Source organism: Nocardia brasiliensis IFM 10847 (assembly GCF_000710915.1).
GTDB classification, from domain to species: Bacteria; Actinomycetota; Actinomycetes; order Mycobacteriales; family Mycobacteriaceae; genus Nocardia; species Nocardia brasiliensis_A.
Genome location: NZ_BAUA01000111.1, coordinates 1 through 17990, shown reverse-complemented (window position 1 = coordinate 17990; position 17990 = coordinate 1). Strand labels below are relative to the sequence as shown.

General features: G+C 68.9%; 18 protein-coding genes. 11 read left to right on the top strand and 7 right to left on the bottom strand.

Annotation, left to right across the window (positions count from 1 at the left end):
* Positions 1-192: 192 nt before the first annotated feature.
* Positions 193-1161 carry an aldo/keto reductase gene (locus NBRGI_RS23875; RefSeq protein WP_029899463.1) on the bottom strand — a complete coding sequence of 323 codons (969 nt, stop codon included), beginning with the start codon at positions 1159-1161 and terminating at the stop codon, positions 193-195.
* A gap of 263 nt (positions 1162-1424) precedes the next feature.
* Here NBRGI_RS23875 and NBRGI_RS23870 point away from each other — a divergent pair, with 263 nt between their 5' ends.
* The 5 genes from NBRGI_RS23870 (at position 1425) to mshC (ending at position 6524) form a co-directional block, all read left to right on the top strand.
* Entirely contained in the window at positions 1425-2369 is a 945-nt protein-coding gene (locus NBRGI_RS23870; protein WP_063602695.1) for an undecaprenyl-diphosphate phosphatase, read from the top strand.
* 72 nt (positions 2370-2441) lie between these two features.
* Positions 2442-3194 (top strand): histidine phosphatase family protein, encoded by a 753-nt coding sequence (locus NBRGI_RS23865; RefSeq protein WP_029899461.1) that lies wholly within the window; start codon positions 2442-2444, stop codon positions 3192-3194.
* 74 nt (positions 3195-3268) lie between these two features.
* On the top strand, positions 3269-3853 hold the full coding sequence (locus NBRGI_RS23860; protein ID WP_014985009.1) for a DUF3090 domain-containing protein: 585 nt from the start codon (positions 3269-3271) through the stop codon (positions 3851-3853).
* A 3-nt stretch (positions 3854-3856) separates the two neighbouring features.
* The gene (locus NBRGI_RS23855; protein WP_029899460.1) at positions 3857-4660 is read left to right on the top strand and encodes an SCO1664 family protein; all 804 of its coding nucleotides are present in this window, start codon (positions 3857-3859) and stop codon (positions 4658-4660) included.
* Positions 4661-5285: 625 nt separating this feature from the next.
* On the top strand, positions 5286-6524 hold the full coding sequence (mshC, locus tag NBRGI_RS23850) for a cysteine--1-D-myo-inosityl 2-amino-2-deoxy-alpha-D-glucopyranoside ligase (RefSeq protein ID WP_029899459.1): 1239 nt from the start codon (positions 5286-5288) through the stop codon (positions 6522-6524).
* A gap of 644 nt (positions 6525-7168) precedes the next feature.
* Here the strand turns inward: mshC and NBRGI_RS23845 are convergent.
* A complete protein-coding gene (locus NBRGI_RS23845; RefSeq protein WP_029899458.1) occupies positions 7169-7396 on the bottom strand; it encodes a histidine phosphatase family protein in 228 nt (75 codons plus the stop codon).
* A gap of 155 nt (positions 7397-7551) precedes the next feature.
* Here NBRGI_RS23845 and NBRGI_RS23840 point away from each other — a divergent pair, with 155 nt between their 5' ends.
* Both NBRGI_RS23840 and NBRGI_RS23835 read left to right on the top strand, forming a co-directional pair.
* Positions 7552-8049 carry a pyridoxamine 5'-phosphate oxidase family protein gene (locus NBRGI_RS23840; RefSeq protein ID WP_029899457.1) on the top strand — a complete coding sequence of 166 codons (498 nt, stop codon included), beginning with the start codon at positions 7552-7554 and terminating at the stop codon, positions 8047-8049.
* 127 nt (positions 8050-8176) lie between these two features.
* A complete protein-coding gene (locus NBRGI_RS23835) occupies positions 8177-8611 on the top strand; it encodes a VOC family protein (protein ID WP_029899456.1) in 435 nt (144 codons plus the stop codon).
* A gap of 257 nt (positions 8612-8868) precedes the next feature.
* Here the strand turns inward: NBRGI_RS23835 and NBRGI_RS23830 are convergent, their stop codons facing one another.
* Genes NBRGI_RS23830 through NBRGI_RS23820 form a run of 3 tightly spaced genes read right to left on the bottom strand, consistent with a single transcriptional unit; the run spans position 8869 to position 11772 of the window.
* Entirely contained in the window at positions 8869-9744 is an 876-nt protein-coding gene (locus tag NBRGI_RS23830; RefSeq protein WP_029899455.1) for a TIGR03619 family F420-dependent LLM class oxidoreductase, read from the bottom strand.
* 1 nt (position 9745) lies between these two features.
* Positions 9746-11194, bottom strand: a complete 1449-nt coding sequence (locus tag NBRGI_RS23825) for an FAD-binding protein (protein ID WP_051727987.1) — start codon at positions 11192-11194, stop codon at positions 9746-9748.
* On the bottom strand, positions 11185-11772 hold the full coding sequence (locus tag NBRGI_RS23820) for a VOC family protein (RefSeq protein ID WP_235211085.1): 588 nt from the start codon (positions 11770-11772) through the stop codon (positions 11185-11187). Before NBRGI_RS23820 ends, NBRGI_RS23825 begins: the two co-directional genes overlap by 10 nt.
* Before the next feature lie 65 nt (positions 11773-11837).
* On the opposite strand from NBRGI_RS23820, the gene NBRGI_RS44135 reads away from it, so the two are divergent.
* The 3 genes from NBRGI_RS44135 (at position 11838) to gloA2 (ending at position 13497) form a co-directional block, all read left to right on the top strand.
* Positions 11838-12440: a helix-turn-helix domain-containing protein gene (locus NBRGI_RS44135; RefSeq protein ID WP_036560543.1), complete on the top strand. Its 603-nt coding sequence runs from the start codon at positions 11838-11840 to the stop codon at positions 12438-12440.
* A 79-nt stretch (positions 12441-12519) separates the two neighbouring features.
* Positions 12520-13047: an anthrone oxygenase family protein gene (locus NBRGI_RS23810; RefSeq protein WP_029899451.1), complete on the top strand. Its 528-nt coding sequence runs from the start codon at positions 12520-12522 to the stop codon at positions 13045-13047.
* Positions 13048-13110: 63 nt separating this feature from the next.
* Complete coding sequence (gene gloA2, locus NBRGI_RS23805; protein ID WP_029899450.1) at positions 13111-13497, top strand: SMU1112c/YaeR family gloxylase I-like metalloprotein; 387 nt, start codon at positions 13111-13113, stop codon at positions 13495-13497.
* Here gloA2 and NBRGI_RS23800 read toward each other — a convergent pair.
* Positions 13485-14294, bottom strand: a complete 810-nt coding sequence (locus NBRGI_RS23800; RefSeq protein ID WP_029899449.1) for a HugZ family pyridoxamine 5'-phosphate oxidase — start codon at positions 14292-14294, stop codon at positions 13485-13487. The two genes, gloA2 and NBRGI_RS23800, sit on opposite strands and share 13 nt — an antisense overlap.
* A 154-nt stretch (positions 14295-14448) precedes the next feature.
* On the opposite strand from NBRGI_RS23800, the gene NBRGI_RS23795 reads away from it, so the two are divergent.
* The gene (locus tag NBRGI_RS23795) at positions 14449-15540 is read left to right on the top strand and encodes a hypothetical protein (RefSeq protein ID WP_200882216.1); all 1092 of its coding nucleotides are present in this window, start codon (positions 14449-14451) and stop codon (positions 15538-15540) included.
* A 498-nt stretch (positions 15541-16038) separates the two neighbouring features.
* Here NBRGI_RS23795 and NBRGI_RS23790 read toward each other — a convergent pair whose 3' ends face one another.
* Positions 16039-17301 (bottom strand): alpha/beta fold hydrolase, encoded by a 1263-nt coding sequence (locus NBRGI_RS23790; RefSeq protein WP_029899447.1) that lies wholly within the window; start codon positions 17299-17301, stop codon positions 16039-16041.
* Positions 17302-17990: the final 689 nt, after the last annotated feature.

The window sequence follows — 17990 nt, the reverse complement described above, 5'->3', positions numbered from 1 at the left end:
CGGTACCGCACGCCGCGGTGGTCACCGCCAGGGTCAGCGCGAGCACCGCGAGCACCCACCGGGTCAGCCCCGATCGGCCACGGCCGCTGCGCTGCGCCTGGACGGACGGGTCTGCCGACGTCGCATGCCTCATGAAGGTAACCTAAGACGTGCCGTGCGGCGGCAGGCAGGCGGCACACGCGCGGGCGGCGATCATTCGGCGCGGGCGCTCACGTCGTCCAGCGCGGCCGCGATCGCCCGCGGCAGTTCGAGCGCCTCGGCCGCGAGCACGCCGGTGAGCTGACCGATATCGCGCGCGCCGACGATCATGCTCGCCACGCTCGGCCGGTCCCGGATCCAGGCCAGCGCGACGGCCAGCGGCGAGGTGCCGAGCCCGTCGGCGGCGGTGACCAGTGCGTCGACCACGCGGGTCGCGCGTTCGTCGAGACTGTCGCGGATATCGGCGGCGGTCGATTCGTCCGCACCCCGCGAATCCGCGGGCACGCCGTCGCGATACTTGCCGGTGAGAATGCCGCCCGCGAGCGGAGACGAGGCGATCACCCCGACGCCGTGATGCTGTGCCGCGGGCACGAAATCGGTTTCCGCGCCCCGCGCCAGCAACGAGTACGGCGTCTGCGCGGCACTGATCGGGGCGAGCGCGGCGAGGCTGGCCAGCTGCCAGGCGTTGAACCCGCGCACGCCCGCGTAGCGGACCCGCCCGGACCGGACCGCGAGTTCCAGTGTCGCGGCGACCTCGTCGAGCGGGGTCCGCGGATCCCAGACCGCGACGTGCCAGATGTCGAGATGGTCGGTGCCGAATTCGAGCAGGGTCCGATCGAGCTGGCGTAGTAGCGCGCGCCGGGACGTGTCCACGGCGGAGTGCGTCGCGTCCGGGACGGCGGGCCCGGCCGGGGCCGGCGTGACCCGCGGCGCGATGCCCGCGCAACCGCTGAGCACCAGATCGTCGCGGGAGACCAGATCGCCGAGCAGCTCGGCCAGGATCCGCTGCGCGCCGCCGCCGGTGTAGGCGGGGGAGGTGTCGACGAGCGTGCCGCCCGCTTCGACGAACGCCGCCAGCTGTACCGCCGCGTCGTCGGTATCCGTGTGCGCACCCCAGGTATGGGTCGCCAATCCGATTCGGGACACCCGTAGGCCGCTGCGGCCGACCGTCCGCTGTTCCATCACCGTGCCCGCGCAATCGTCACGGCGCCAAGCCTAGAGCGTGCGCGGCCGTGCGGTCGCCCACCGCGCAGTGGGTTCGCGCGTCGCGGCGCATCGTTCGACCGCGGGCGGCGGGCATGCCCCGTACGCGCCGACACTGTACTGTCGCTGCGGGATTGCGGCCGACCTCACGGCATCGCGACCCACCAGTTGACCAATTGCCCAGTCGGAACGGTTCTTTCGGGCAGCACGGATGGAGGCGGAATGAGTGACCGGGAGGCTGCATGACCGGCGAATCGATGACCTGGTTGCAGGCACTGGTGCTCGGTCTGGTGCAGGGACTGACAGAGTTCCTGCCGATTTCCTCGTCCGCGCACCTGCGGATCGTGTCCGGGGTGTTCTTCGGTGACGACGCGGGCGCCTCGTTCACCGCGGTCACCCAGCTGGGCACCGAGGCCGCCGTGCTGGTCTATTTCGCCAAGGACATCTGGCGGATCGTGCAGGCCTGGTTCACCGTGCTCGGCCGCAAGCTGTCCGCGGTCCGCGAGACCGTTCCGATCACCGAACAGGTGACCACCCGCCTGCCCGTCGTGACGAACGCGGAGGCGGACCGCTACTTCGACGAGGAACGCCAGCGCGAACTGGACTACCGGATCGGGTGGTATGTGATCATCGCCACCATCCCGATCGGCGTGCTCGGCTACCTGTTCAAGGACGTGATCCGCACCGCGGCGCGCAACCTGTGGCTGATCTCGTTCATGCTCATCGCATTCGCGCTGGTGATCGCCGCGGCCGAATACTACGGACGCAAGCAGCGCCCGATCGAGCGGCTGACCACCCGCGACGGACTGGTGATGGGCTTCGCGCAGTGTCTCGCGCTGATCCCGGGTGTGTCGCGTTCGGGCGCCACCTCGTCGGCGGGTCTGTTCCTGGGCCTGACTCGCGAAGCGTCCGTGCGCTTTTCGTTCCTGCTCGCGATTCCCGCGGTGACCGCCTCGGGCCTGTTCAGCATCCCCGACGCGTTCAAACCCGCCGGTGAGGGGCTCAACGCGAGCGGACCGCAGCTGCTGGTGGCGACGATCCTGGCGTTCGCCGTCGGTTACGCGTCGGTGGCGTGGCTGCTGAAGTTCGTGGCGAAGCATTCGCTGGACTGGTTCGTCGGGTACCGCATCCTGCTCGGTCTGACCGTGATGGGGTTGCTCGCGACCGGGGTCGTGTCGGCCACGTGAGTACCGTCGCGGCCGTAGCGCATGCGTCCGGCGATGTGGGGGTCGGTCCGGCCGAATGACTAGGCTGACTACATGACGGTGATTCTGCTGCGACACGGTGTGTCGACCTCGAACACCGCCCGCACCCTGGCCGGTCGGAGCACCGGCGTCGAGCTGACCGAGCGCGGCGAAGAGCAGGCAAGGGCCGTCGCCGAACGGCTCGCCGGACTGCCGATCGTGCGGATCGTGCACTCGCCGCTGCTGCGCTGTCAGCGCACAGTGGCCCCGCTGGCGGAGAAATTCGGGCTGGAACCGGTCTTCGACGATCGGTTGATCGAGGTCGACTACGGCGACTGGACCGGACGGCCGATCAGCGAACTGCTGGAGGAACCGCTCTGGAAGGTGGTGCAGCGGCACGCCTCCGGTGCGGTGTTCCCCGGCGGCGAGGGACTGGCGCAGGTGCAGAGCCGTGCGGTCGCCGCGTTGCGCGAACACGATCGGGCGCTGGCCGAACAGCGCGGCGGCGACGCGCTGTGGGTGGCCTGCACGCACGGCGACGTCATCAAGTCCGTGCTGGCCGACGCGCTGGGCATCCACCTGGACGGCTTCCAGCGGATCATGGTGGAACCCGCCTCGATCAGCGTCATCCGCTACACCCCCACCTCGCCGTATGTGTGGCGGTTCAACGACACCGGCGCCGACCTCTCGGCGCTGTCGAATCAGCAACGCCCCGTTGCCGATTCACGCTCCGCAGGGCAGCAACCTGCGGCCGATCCGGACGGCCCGGTGCCCGGCGGCGAGCTGGGCGGGGCGGGGAGTGCGGATAATGGGAATGCGGAGCGTTGAGATTCCTTGTACACGGGTAGTCGGCGGCACCGCGCCGCGGATAGTCGATCAGGGCCACGTATCAGGAGGTGCATGTGTCACGCGCAATCCATGTATTTCGCACCCCCGATCGTTTCGTCGCCGGGACCGTCGGTGAGCCGGGCGATCGCGCGTTCTATCTGCAGGCCGTTCAGGAACCGCGGGTCGTGAGCGTGCTGCTGGAAAAGCAGCAGGTGAAGGTGCTCGCCGACCGGATGGGTCTGCTGTTGGACGAGGTGGCCCGCCGCTTCGGCGCCGAGGTGCCGCCGCAGGCCGAGGACATCAGCGACAGCGCCCCGCTGGTCACCCCCGTCGACGCCGAGTTCCGGGTCGGCACGATGGGGCTGGGCTGGGACGCGGACGCGAACGCCGTGGTGGTGGAGTTGCTGGCGATCACCGAAACCGAGGTGGACGAATCGGTGGTGCTCGACGACACCGAGGAGGGGCCGGACGCGGTGCGCGTGTTCCTGACCCCGATCCAGGCCCGGGAGTTCGCGCTGCGGTCGACCAGGGTGATCGCGGCGGGTCGCCCGCCGTGCCCGCTGTGCGGGGAACCGCTGTCGTCGCGGGGACATATGTGTGTGCGGACCAATGGCTACAAGCGCGGCGACATCTTCGGCGCGGCCGAGCTAGAGGAGTGAACGGTGACGCGGGCCGGGGAGCGGTTCCACAATGGTGAGTTGACCGTGATCGGGCGGGTCAGTACCGCCAGCAACGTGACCCTGGTCTGCGACATCCTCGACGAGAACGAGCCGCCCCTGCGGGTGGTGTACAAACCCGTGCGCGGCGAGCGTCCGCTGTGGGACTTCCCCGACGGCACGCTCGCGGGCCGGGAGGTGGCCTCCTATCGGATCTCGGCGGCCGTCGGCTGGGGCGTGATCCCGGAGACGATCCTGCGCGACGGACCCTACGGCGTCGGCATGGTGCAGCGCTGGGTGGACGGCGTCGACAACCACACCGCGCGCGGCGACCGGCTCGACCTCGTGGACCTGGTGCCGCTCGGCGCGGTGCCCGACGGTTTCCGCGAGGTGCTGCGCGCGCAGGACCCCGCGGGCAACGACGTTTCGCTCATCCACGCCGACGACCCGCGCCTGCAACGCATGGCCGTGCTGGACGTGCTGCTCAACAACGCCGACCGCAAGGGCGGGCACGCGCTGGAAGGCACCGACGGACAGGTCTACGGCGTCGATCACGGCATCTGCTTGCACAGCGAGCACAAACTGCGCACCGTGCTGTGGGGATGGGCCGGGCAGCCCCTGAGCGACGGGCTCGTCGCCGACATCACCGCCTTCGCCAAAGAACTGCCGGGTGCCGTCGCCGACGACCTCGCCGAGCACATCACCGACGCCGAGATCGAAGCCCTCGTCGACCGCACCCAGGAACTCGTCGACGACCCGGTGATGCCGACGCCGCGCACCTCCCGCCCGATACCCTGGCCCGCGTTCTGAGCTGATCCGGCACGGTGTGCGGGGTTGCATCGGGCGCCGAATCGGCTTGGGGGGCTTGTGTTCTGGTGTGCTGGAGTGAAGGCGATGGTAGGACGTGGTGCGTGCGAAGCCGCAGTCGGTCGATGCTGCCGTAGCTCGTCGACCACCGCGTCGAAGAGGGCCCCGTCGCAGGCTTCGTCCAGCGCGGTGGCGAGCCGCCCGCCCAAGCCATGGGGCGGTCGCGGGCCTTGCGTGCCGGGGATGGTTGGGCGGTGGCGGGCCGGGCACCCAGCCATGGATGGCCGCGGGTCCGGCGTGCCGAGGGGTTGTTGTCCGATCGCCGGGCGCGACATTCAGCGCCTGCGGCTCGGCAGCTGATGCGATCTTGCAGTGTGTGCCGACGCGGCGCGCGTGACCCCTGGCATTGCCCTCGGCGGGTGCACGCGCTACCGTCGCGCGAAGCGTTCGGTGCGGCGATCGCGGTCCCGTTAACTGCCCGCTGACAAGGGACTCAGCGAGAGCGAAAACCTTGACATCCCATGATTTGCCGATTTCCGCAGGTCGTGAGTGGCGTATCAGAGGGGTTCGGCGGCGGATCGGCCGGGGCGGAGAGCGGCGATCTCGACCCCACCTTTACCCTCGAATTATGCAGTCCTGGTCCGATATCGCCCTACCCACCATCCCCGGAGCAGGGCCGCCGTTGCGGTTGTTCGACACCGCCGACCGTCAGGTGCGTCCGGTCACACCCGGCGCCACCGCCACCATGTACGTCTGCGGGATCACTCCTTACGACGCCACCCATCTCGGGCACGCCGCCACCTATCTGACCTTCGATCTGGTCAACCGATCGCTGCGCGATTCCGGGCACGAGGTGCACTACGTGCAGAACGTGACCGACGTGGACGACCCGCTGTTCGAGCGCGCCGAACGCGACGGTGTGGACTGGCGCGACCTCGGCACGCGCGAGATCGAGCTGTTCCGCGAGGACATGGCCGCGTTGCGCATCGTGCCGCCGCGCGAATACGTCGGCGCCATCGAATCGGTCGACGAGGTCGTCGAATTCGTGCAGAAGCTGCTCGCGTCGGGCGCCGCGTACGTGGTCGACGACGCCGAGTACCCCGACGTGTACTTCCGGGCCGACGCGACCGAACAGTTCGGCTACGAGTCCGGCTACGACCGCGAGACGATGGAGCGCCTGTTCGCCGAGCGCGGCGGCGACCCCGACCGTCCGGGCAAGCGGGACAGCATCGACGCGCTGCTGTGGCGGGCCGCCCGTCCCGGCGAACCGTCCTGGCCGGCCCCGTTCGGCGAGGGCCGTCCCGGCTGGCACATCGAATGTTCGGCGATCGCGCTGAACCGGATCGGCCCCGAGTTCGATATCCAAGGCGGCGGTAGCGATCTGATCTACCCGCATCACGAGTACTCCGCCGCGCACGCCGAATCCCTGATCGCGGGCCGCCGTTTCGCCCGCCATTACGTGCACGCCGGGCTGATCGGCTTGGACGGCGAGAAGATGTCGAAGTCCAAGGGCAACCTGGTGCTGGTCTCCACGCTGCGTCGCAGCGGTGTCGACCCGGCCGCGATCCGCCTGGGCCTGCTGGCCGGCCACTACCGGCAGGACCGCATGTGGACCGACGCCGTGCTCGACGCGGCCAAGGCCCGCCTCGACCGCTGGCGGCGCGCCACCGCACTGCCCACCGGCCCCGACGCCACCGACACCATCGCGCGCCTGCGTCAACACCTTTCCGACGATCTGGACACCCCCAAAGCCCTCGACGCCATAGACAACTGGGCCCGCCAAGCCCTCGACTACGGCGGCCCCGACCCCTCCGCCCCCACCGCCCTGAAAACCGCCGTAGACGCCCTCCTCGGCATCACCCTCTGAAAGGCTCGCACCTCCCGTGCTACGGGAGGTGCGTCCTGCGGTCGTTGATGGCCGCCTCAGATCGCGCGCTCCGGGCCAGGAGACATGCCGGGCGCAGAGCGGCGTGATTCCGCCGACTCTCTTGCACGGCGGCGACCGAATTGCGGTGGGCGCCGCAGTAGTTGCGCCTGGACACCGTTCGGTTTGGTACAGGACTGGCCGCCCACGCTGAGCCGATGTCTCGCGGTTACGCGGTCGCAACACCCGGTTCGGCACTTGGCCGACGACGACTTCTTGCCGGAATGCGCTGTGCGATCTGCTCGACGGTTCGTTGTGACCAGATATGTCGCGGGCGATTCCGCAGCTCGACGGGCGGGACCGGTGGACCCCTGGTGCGGCCGATGAGGATTGTGTTCGAGCACCTGCCGCGAAACGGCTGTGGATCCGAACTCCCCGTCGCCGACTCGCTGTATGGGTTTCAGCGCGGCGGGCCACGCCTCCGGACCTCGACTCTCCCATCGGCGGGTTGTTGGACCGTCGATTTCGCGTGTCGCGTCGCCACTGTTCGGCCGGTTCGTCGCCAACGTCCTCTACCCGGGTCGGCGTGAGGACGTAGCCGCCGCTCGCGGCTACCGTTCTGAGCCGGAATGCCGGCGCTGTTCAGATCAGACGACGTTGTCTGCGGCTGACGACCGGGGGTGCGCCTGTGGTGCGCGTAGTGCCGTGCTGCAGTAGATGCCGGTGATCGGTTCTGCACGCAACGTTCGCATCACGTCGACCGCTTGGTGGTGGCCGCGGGCGGTCAGTGGTGACCTGGGCACTGCGCCGGCGATTCGGTCGGTGACGTTTTCGGACTCGGCGTGGCGCAGGCACCAGATTCGGACCTCGCTCATGCCGGGATACCCATGAGTGCGAAGCATGCCGGATGCGTCTCGGCAGTGGAGAGAAAGTTCGGAAATTCTTGCCGGGGGATGTCGAGGATGCGTGGGTGGCTCCGTCCCCGGGGTACGAGCAGCCGAACCGCGCTCGCCGACATGAAGGAGCGACCATGCACGCCGACGAGATCACCACGATTCTGAACAAGCCGTTGAGCCAGGAACTTCTGGCTCGTGACCTGCTGCGGATGGCATACGTCGCCAAAGATGGCAGCCCGCGCAACATTCCGATCGCGTTCACCTGGAACGGGCGGGAGATCGTCGTGTGCACCACGAAGAACGCCGCGAAGTTGCACTCACTGCGGCACACGCCCGAGGTCGCGTTGACCATCGACACCGAGGTGCACCCGCCGAAGATCCTGCTCCTGCGCGGTCGCGCGGAACTGGACGAGGTCGACGGCATCCCTGAGGAGTACCTGCAAATGAACGGCAGCTACGAGATGAGCGCCGAGCAGCGCGTCGAATGGGAAGCGGAGGTCCGTTCGCTGTACGACGGCATGGTCCGCATCGTCATCACCCCGACCTGGGTCAAACTCATCGACTTCGAGAACACCCTGCCGTCGGCGGTCGAAGAACTGATCCGGCAGCGCGCCGAGCGCCAGCACGCCTGAGCCGCAGCGTTGCAGCAAGTCACACATTCCAGGAACCCGGACACCGCCCCGGGTTACGAACCGCAGGCGTAGCGCCTGACACGATCAACGGGCACCGCACGGGACCGTAGCGAAAGAGGAGAAACCCATGACGATCCGGATGGATCACGCAGGCATCGTGGTCGAGGATCTCGCGGCCGCGGTCGCCTTTTTCCTCGAACTCGGTCTGGAATTGGAAGGGGAGACCGTGGTCGAGGGCCCGTGGGTGGACCAGCTGATCGGGTTGGCGGAGGTCCGTGCGGATATCGCGTTCCTGCGCGTGCCCGACGGCAGCGGCCGTCTAGAGCTGTCGGCCTTCCAGAACCCGACATCCACCCGCACCGCCCACCGGGAACCGGTCAACACTCCCGGCATCCCGCGCCTCACCTTCGTCGTCGAGGACACCGCCGAAGTCTTCGAACGCCTGCGCCCCCACGGCGCCGAACTCGTCGGGGAGATCGCCCAATACAAGGACATCTACCGCTACGGCTACGTCCGCGGCCCCGGCGGCGTCATCATCGGCCTCGTCCAGGAACTCGACTGAACGACACCCCGCGCCGACACGCCGCGTAGAACCTGGTCGGTTGATCAGGAGGAACTGGTGGCGGTGGCCTCTCGCACGATGCCGCCACCAGTTCCCCGTGATCAACCGACCAACAAGACACCGTCGGCCCAGGGCACGGAAAGACACACGCGCAGTGGCCCTTCGAGTAGTGACGCCGCTCAGTGTCTCGGCCACTGCCCGCGCCGCCGCTGTCGCTGGGAACAACCCGGTCGCCACCACGGGGCGGGGGCCGGACGCTACCCGTTGACCTTGGCGATCACATGTTCGGCGAAGCGGGAGAGGTTGGCGATCTTGGTGTCGAGTGGTTCGGTGTCCTGGTCGAGGGTGTAGGGGAGGCGGAAGCCGACGATGACGTCGGTGACCCCTTTGTCCTCGAGTCGTTTGATGCCGTCGACGGTGAAGCCGTCGAGGGAGATGACGTGGATCTCGAAGTCTTTTCGGGTGCCGTATTCGGTGCGCAGCGCGTCCAATTCGACGAGGAGACGGTCGAGTTCGTCGCCGTCGCCGCCGGCGTGCATCCAGCCGTCGCCGCGTTGCGCGGCCCGGCGCAGTGCGGGTTTGCTGTGCCCGCCGATGAGGATCGGGACGGGTTCGGTGGGCACCGGACTGATCTTGATCGGCGGGATGTCGTAGAACTCGCCGTGGAATCCGAAGTAGCCGCCCGCGGTGAGCCCGCGCACGATGTCGATGCACTCGTCCATCCGCGCGCCACGCTTCTCGAACGGCACGTCCATGATCTCGAAATCGTCGGGCCACGGGCTGATCCCGACGCCGAGTCCGAACCGGTTGCCACTCAATGCCGCGATCGACGCGGTCTGCTTGGCGACCAGTACCGGCGGCCGGATGGGCAGCTTCAACACGAACGGCGTGAACCGCAACGTCGTGGTCGCGGCCGCCATCGCCGCGCTGAGCACGAACGCCTCGATGAACGGTTTGTCCTCCAGGAACTCGCGATTCCCGTCGGGGGTGTAGGGGTATTTGGCGTCGGAGTCGCGCGGGTAGGCGATGCTGTCGGCGACCGCCATCGACGTGTACCCGGCCGCCTCGGCGGCGCGGGCCAGTGGGATGTAGTAGGCCGGGTCGGTCATCGTCTCGGCATAGGTGAAGCGCATATCAGTCGCCTTCCTGGCGCCGCGAGTGCAGCGCCGCGTGCGCCCCGGCGCGGCGCCCGAAGAACGAGCCCTCCCCGAGACAGGTTCCACTCGAATAACCGTCGCAGTCCTGCGCCAGGTTGGACGCGCAGGCCCCGGCGGCGTACAGCCCCCCGATCGGTGAGTCGTCGGCCCGCAGCACCTGTCCGTCGACCGAGGTGCGCAGTCCGCCCAGGGTGAACCCGACGTAGGTCGCGCTACCGGGCGTCAGATCGAAGGCGCCCCAAGGGCCTTCGGTCAGCGGCGTCACCCAGTCCGGATGTTTGTCGAATTCGGGGTCATGCTCGTCGGCCGCGGCGACGTTGTAGTTCGCCAGCGTCTCCTGCAGCGCGCCGACGGGCATGCCCAGCGCCGCCTCCATCTTCGCGACCGTGTCCCAGCCGTCGACGAACTTCGCCATCGGCAGCTCCGGCCACACCAGGTGTTTGCTGTCCACGATCAGGTACGCGGTCGAATCCGGTTGTGCGACAACCGCACCCGCGGTGCGTCCGTGGTAGGAGTCCTCGGCGACGAACCGCTGGCCCGCCTTGTTCACGATGATCCCGTGCAGCAGTTGCGCGGGCGGATAGAACGAGGCGGTGAGGAACGCGCCGTGCATGTGCGTGGTCGCCGCGCCCGCGGACTGGCCGAGCCGGATGCCGAGCCCGTCGTCGGTGGGCACACCCAACGGCAGGAAGTGCCGGGCGAGCGGGGTGTAGGCGGCGAGCATGCCGGGGTTGGCGACGAAGCCGCCCGCGGCCAGCACCACCGCACCCGTCGCGGCGCCACCGGGCCAGCGCACGCCGACGACCCGGTTGTCGTCGAGCACCAACTGTTCGACTCGCGTCTCGTAGCGCACCCGGATGCCGAGCGCGTGCACCCGCGCGGTGAGCACCCGCATGATCTCCGCACCACCGCGTTCGGCGGGCACGTTCACCTTGTGCCCGCGCGGCGCGGGGGCGATCAGGTCTCGATGCGGGGCGACGTTCTCGTTGCCCGTCCACATCAGACCTTCGGTACCCGGCTGCACGACGGCCTTGCCGGAGTAATACGACCGCTCGAAGCCCAGCCCTTGCGCTTCCAGCCACGCGAAATGCGTGACGCTGCCCGCGCAGTAGGCCTCGATCTTGCGGTGGTCCGGGTCGGGGCTGACGGCGACCAGATAGTCGCGCATCGCGGCGACGCTGTCGTGGTGGTCGGTGGCGTGCTGCACGGGTGTGCCGCCGCCGAGGTAGAAGTGCCCGGCCGCGAGCGCGGAGGTGCCGCCCGCGGCACCGGTACGTTCGAGAATCAGCACCCGCGCACCGGCCTCGGCCGCGCTGATCGCCGCGCACGCACCGGCGATGCCGAAGCCGACGACCACCACATCGGCGGTCTCGTCCCAGTCCGCCGGTGGGACGGCCACGTCGGGGAGTTCGGTTCCTACTGCCATGGGTTGGTGCAGCCTTCCGGGATCAGTGCGTCGAACATCGCCCGCATCTCGTCGGACAAGCGCATGAGTTCGATATGCGATCCGAGCGGTCCTCCTTCGAGGTACGCGAACTCCATTCCGACACCCTGGAACTCGCCGCGAGCGACGATCTCGATACCCGCGGCCCGCGCTTCGTCCAGCGCGCCGTCGTAGTCCTCCGGCACCCACGCCACATGATGCAATCCCGCGCCGGCCTGCTCGAGGTGCTCGGCGTACAAGCTCGCCCCACCTCGCGGCTCGATCAACTCCAGCTGCTGCCCACCCGCATATCCGAGCGCGACCGAGATCGTGTAATCAGCTGGCGCGCCCCGTAACTCACACAGTTCCGGCCCGAAGTGCACGTCCGGGATCGAGAACCATTCTGCCACCCCGTACCGCTCGGTGAACTGCCGTCGGGCTGCCACGATATCCGGCACCACCCAGCCGAGCTGAAAGATCGGCCCGCTCGCGATCACCGGTCGGCCCCCGCGCGGCCGTGCCGCGTCGGACCCGCAGGCGTCGGGCCACGACCGGACGCTGCTCGGCACTGAACCCCGCAACCCATCTCCTCAACTAAACACGTGTGCTTAACTCAGTCAAGGTGAGTGTTTAGTACAGTCTCGCTATGTTCATCGCCGATTCGCGCGCGGCACTGCTCGACGCGGGGGAGCGGCTCATCGCCGAACGCGGGGTCGACGTCCCGCTGCGCGATATCGCCGCGGCCGCGGGCAACCGCAACAACTCCGCCGTGCACTACTACTTCGACTCGCGCACCGGCCTGATCGAGGCCATCGTCGACCGCAGGATGAACTGGCTCGAAGACCGGCGCATGCAGTTGCTGGCCCGCTACGAGGCCGAAGGCACCGCACACGACCTCGACACCCTCGTCACGATGCTCGCCGCACCGATCCTCGAACTCAGCGCCGCCGACGGCGTCACCCACTACGGCCGCTTCCTGGAGGTCGTGCGCGCCCACCCGGTGATCGCCGATCCGCGCCGCCTGGCGGGCGCCGACCGCGCCGCCGTCCGCATCATCGCCACCCGGCTCACCGCCGCCCTGCCCCACCTGACCGCACGCAAACGCAGGCAGCGCCTGGAAACCATGGCCACCATCATGTTCGCGCTCATCGCCGACTACGAACGCACCCTCGAAGCGGGCGTCCGCAAACCCCACCCCGACGACGCCGCCGAAATCATCGCCATGATCGTCGCCATGCTCTCCGTGTGAACACCGCACTGGACGCTCCCGCATGCATCGGCGCGTCTCGCGCATGGTGATCCGCGCGCACGGCTGATGTCGTTGAATCATGCGAAAAGACAACCCCGGAGCACGGGAGAGGCGCGGCCCGGACCCGTGGCTGACGTGGACGGCAGCGCTCGCCGCGGCCGTCAACGGCGGCGTGTTCTTCGACTTCTCCTTCGTCGTCATGCCCGGCCTGCGGGAGCTGCCCCCGGCGCAAGGGATCGCCGCCATGCAGGCCCTCGACCGAACCGCCGTCACGCCACCGCTGATGCTGGCCATGTACGGCACCACCGCGCTGTGCCTCGTCCTGATCGTGCGCGCGGTCCTGCGCTGGCGGAACCCTGCGGCACCGTGGATCCTCGCGGCAGCCGTCACCTTCTTGTTCGCCACGGTCGTCATCACCGGGACAGGCAACGTGCCGATCAGCGCGTCGGTGGATGCGCTCGACCCCGCTGATCCCGGCTCGGCGACCCGATGGGACGAGCTGTACACGCAATGGGTCCGGTGGAACCATGCCCGAGTACTGACCGCGCTCGCCGCCGCCTCGGGATTCGTGATCGCCGCGACGCGCCCGCGGCGGCTCCCGGTGTGATCCACCCGCGACCCGAACAGGGGCCTACCGGGAACGACCGCACCCTTGGGATACGGTCGCGGAGTGGAACTCCTAGGCATTCACCACGTGGCGATCATCGCGTCCGACTATGTGCGCTCCAAGCGGTTCTACACCGAGACACTCGGGCTCGCCGTGATCGCCGAGCAATACCGGGCCGAACGCCGCTCCTACAAGCTCGACCTCGCCATCCCCGGCGGCAGCAGGATCGAACTGTTCTCCTTCCCCGAACCGCCCCACCGCGCGAGCCGGCCCGAGGCTGCCGGGCTGCGCCACCTCGCGTTCGCGGTCCGCGACGTCGCCGCCACCCTGGACCGGCTCGCCGCCAAAGGCGTGCGCACCGAAGAACTGCGCGTCGACGAGGTCACCGGAAAACGGATGGCGTTCTTCTTCGACCCCGACGACCTGCCCCTCGAACTCTACGAAGTCTGATTCATCCCGCGCGACCGCCGCGCCAATTCGACCGTCGCCGCACGCAACTCATCGATCGAACCGATCGGCTCGGCATAACCCACCCGGGTCCGCGCCACCCCGCGCGGCGTCACCACCCGCAGGTCCAGCCCATACCGGTCCGCGCGCTCACAGCTCGCCTCCGTCGCATCCGGATACCCGCCGAGCGCCTGCGCCATCGCCAGCAGCGCCGGCGCGTGATCGTCGTTGAGGTGCGCGATGGCCCCCGCCGCCACCGGCACGATCGGATCCGCCGCCGTCGCCGCGTACTGTTCCGCGCTCGCCGAATCCATCCGCCCGTACCCGCCGACCCAGCGGACCCGCCGCACCCGCAACACCCACAACGAGAAATCGCTGTAATCGATGTAGTGCTTCGCCGCGGGCACCGCCGCCAGATGCGCCGCCCGCGCCGCCTCGGCCTCCGCGCCCACCGGCTGCTCCACCACACCCGCGAGCGTGATCCTGGTCCCCGCCAACGGATCCGCGGGCATATCCGGCGCCACGATCGCCACACTGGCCCGCGCGTCGGCCGCGAGATTCCGGCCGTGCTCGGCCAACCGCGACACGCACAGCACCGGCTGCCCGTCCAGCAGCCCATACGTCACGAACGACGCCCACGGCGTGCCGTCCTCGCTGAGACTGGCCAGCGTCGCGGTATTCGTCGCGGCGGCAACCGTTCTCGCTTCTTCCGCCGCAGTCGGCCGAGCCGAATTCGCCACCGGGCCCGTGGGCTGCGGAATCGACGGCGCGTCGCCGGGATCACCATGGTCGAGAGTCATGTCGTTCATCCTCTCCTGCCCGCCCGACACGCGGACGCCGGGTCTGTCTCCGAGCTGCCGTCTTTCAGCGTGCCACGTCGAATCGCGCTGCGCGGCGGAGTCGATGCACGGGATTGGGCGCGCGGATCGCGCGCGAATAGACCAGACTTGCCGGGTGACCCGATACGCATTCGACGCCGACCGCAACGTACTAGTCGCCACCTGGGCGACCGGACGCGGCGATCTCGCGCAGACGGTAGCCGTGCTGTCCAACCAGGTGACCCACGATCAGGCAACCAATCTGGCGTCGAACCTGACCACGCTGTCCCGGTTCCACTGGCGCACCTACACCCACCCGGCCAGCGCGGCAGGCGATCCCGACATCCCCAACAGCGAAGCCTGGCGCCGCGCCGAGGAGCGCCGCAACTTCAAAGAGGTAGAGGTCGGCCTGCGCACCCCCAACCTGCCCTCCGAAGAAGGACTCGTCGTCTCCTACAGCGGCGTCGTCGAATCCGCGCATCGCGTCGGACGCACCCTGCACGACATCGACGACCCCGTCCTGCGCGACACCATCATCGCCGAGGTGAGCGCCGAACAAGCGGCCATCGAATCCGCCGAACGCGGCGACCTGTCCGGCCGCGCCCGCCAAGCCGTCGAACTGTCCCGCCCCGACGTCTCCCCGGCCCAGGTACAAGCCGCCGACGACCTGCTGCGCGCCGACCCGCTCGGCTCCATCGAACTGTTCACCGAACTCGACCCCGCCTCCGCCGCCGTCGCCGCCGCACACTGGCTGCTCGCCGCCGCCGAAGTCGCGGGTGAAATGGCAGGCGTACCCGCCACCGACGTCGTCGTGGAAGCCGACGACATCGAAGCCCTGCAGGTCGAGACCCCCACCCTGGTGCTCGAACGCCTCGACGCGGGGGAGAGCCCCACCGAGGTCGTCGTCGACCTGATCGCCGAAGCCATGGCCGTGCACGAAGGCCGGGTGCCCGCCCCGTGGGCCGTGGTCGGCCGCGTCGCCGAAATCGAGGAACAGGCTCGCACCTTCGAAGTCGATGCCGAAACCCGCGAAGCCATGCTCGCGAGCTTCCGGATCAGCCGGCTCGACCCGGCCCGCCCCGCCCTGGACCTGCTCGAAGACCTCCTCGACGGCATCCGCGGCTGCCTGCTGCTCTACGCCGCCCACACCGATGACGACGACGTCGAAGCCCTCTTCACCGCCGACGTCCGCATCGAAGCCGACTCCGACCCCGAACACCTGCTGTAGGCAGCGCTCGGCACGGCGTGCGTGCGCTGTTCAGCGGATTCGTCTTCCCGCCTGTACGCGCTGCGTATCGGCGGAGACTTCATGCACGGCCGAATACTGTGGGCGCAGTGGTTCTCGTGCTGACCGGTCGCGGTGGTTTGCGTACCGTGCCGGTTTGCGTGTCGTGCCGAGCTGGTCGGTCCGGGACCAGCTCGGGTGTGGATTGTCCGCAGCGACTTATCGGGTTATCGGCCAGGCCGATGGCGCAGCGGTCGCGTCGCAGGGTGCCAGCAGGCACATTGCGTTGTGCGCGCAGTTCGCTACGCTCTCGTGGTCGTCCGGTGGGAGCTGCTGACCGAACGAGTCACGTTTGGCGACGATATGGGTATCGTCGACTCCGATCGGGCACCGCCTTTTCCGTCTGGCGGACCGCGATGTGGCTACCTGCAGCTGACCAGCAGAATCGCGGCCGCGCAGCTACGGCACTCGATTGGTGTGCGGCGCGCCCGCCAGTACCTTTCACGACCCGGCAACGGTGTCCGCCTCCTCGACAGCCAGCTCGGGCGCGGTACTCAACCAACGCACCAGGCTCTCGTAGACCGCGTAGTGGTTGAGAAGGGTGAAGTGATTCGCGGCCGGGACATGCAGCCCGTTGGCGTCATCGAAGCCGATGCGACGAGCCCGGTTCCGGCCCGACGCGCTCGTAGTGAGCACCAGACCGTCACCGATGATCCGCCCGAGCGGATGCCGGGGACTGCGCGTGACGCACGCGGTCACGAAATAATGCGCCACCCCGTCCACGAGCGGCACCTCACGAATGACCCTGCGCCGCAGCGTATCCGTGTCGATATCGCGCCAATCCTCATCGACCAGCGAACCCTGCCGCAGATCGCGGATCCCCGCGCTACGCCGCCGCAGCAACCGGCCGAACGGACGCGTCTCCGGCACCCGAACCAACGCCGCGGACGCGAAGTGCACGAACTGCTCCAGCGGCGCACCCAGATGCGGCGAACCGAGACAGACGAGATGCCGCACCCGGCCCACCCATCCGGACCCGGACTCGCTCGCCTCGAAACAAGCCCCCCGCGCGATCAACCCACCCATCGAATGCCCGACCAGCGACAGCTGCTCGACCTCGACGGGCCAGTGCGCTACCACCCGCTGCAACAGCTCGCTCAACTGGCGGGCGTTCTCCGAGATGTGCAGACCGCTGTTGTAGCGGATCTGCAGCGTGCTGTAGCCGAGGTCCTGCTCGAGCCCCTCCGCATAGCTCGTCCGCCCGCCCAATCGCCAGGCGTGTTCGGTCTCCACCAGCCCGTGCAGGAACACCACCACACTCGAACTCGGCTTCGCCACATACTGCCCGATCTGCTCGGGCGCGACCGGCTCCCCATCCACCCGCAACGTCATCGGCCCGGCGAGGATCGGCCGCGCCTGCTCCAGATCGTCGCCGATGAAACCCTGTAACGCGCCGAGGAACCCGGCCCCGAACACCGTGCGCGAAGGCGGCTGCGCGCCGGGCAGATCCGCGGTCCGCTCGGCCAGTTTGCCTACCGCCACCGCCGACTCGCTCACAATCCGGTACACCCCGCCGGCGATCGCGTCGTGCACCACCTCGACCGGCGTCGCGGCCGGACCGATCCCCAACCGCACCGCCGCGAACACCCGGCCCGCGATCGCCCGATGCACCGCCGCGATCCCGTCGACCGCGCCACCGAGCTCGTCGCCCGCCAATCTGGCGAGGGCGCGTACCTCCGCCTGCCGCTGCGCCTGCTCAATCATCGTTTCAGTGTACAAGCGTGCACTGAAACCGTCCGGGTGAGCGAAGGACTTCGCCCTTGGGCCGCGTGCTGCGCAGACGGATTCCGTGCTGTCTGGCGCAGCTCGGACGGATTCCGTGCTGTACGCGAACGCGGAGAAACCAGCGCTCGGGCGAAAATACGCAGGCGGGGTGACGTCCCTAAGCGACTACGCGGACCAACCACGGCGGGAAGCAGGAACGCAGACGCCGAAGGCGACGCCGGACTCCTGCGGGCAGCGGGAGGAGTTGGTCGATGGATCAGGAGGAACTGGTGGCGGGACCCTCTCGGCCGATGCCGCCACCAATTCCCCCTGATCGATTGACCAGGTGGAGACCGGCGTGGCGTCGCTGCGGGCGCCACCCGTGCGAGGCAGCGCGCGCCACCCGGGCGCGGCGGCGGCTGCCGCGCATAGGTTTGCGTCCCGCGCGCGTGTCTTTCGACTGACGCGTGCGCGGGACGCTGAAATGTGCGCGGGAGCCATTCGGTAGCGGCCGGTGAGGGCGTCAGCGTGAGGCGCGGTCGACAACCTTTGTGGGAGCCCGGGGGGATGATCGCGGTGCGCCACGGTCGGCGAGCCAGGTTACCGCCGTGGGCGGGGACGTTGGTGATGTTGCGGACGCGGCCGGGTTCCGGGGAGTGTGAGTTGGTTGCGGGTGAGGACGGTGCGTG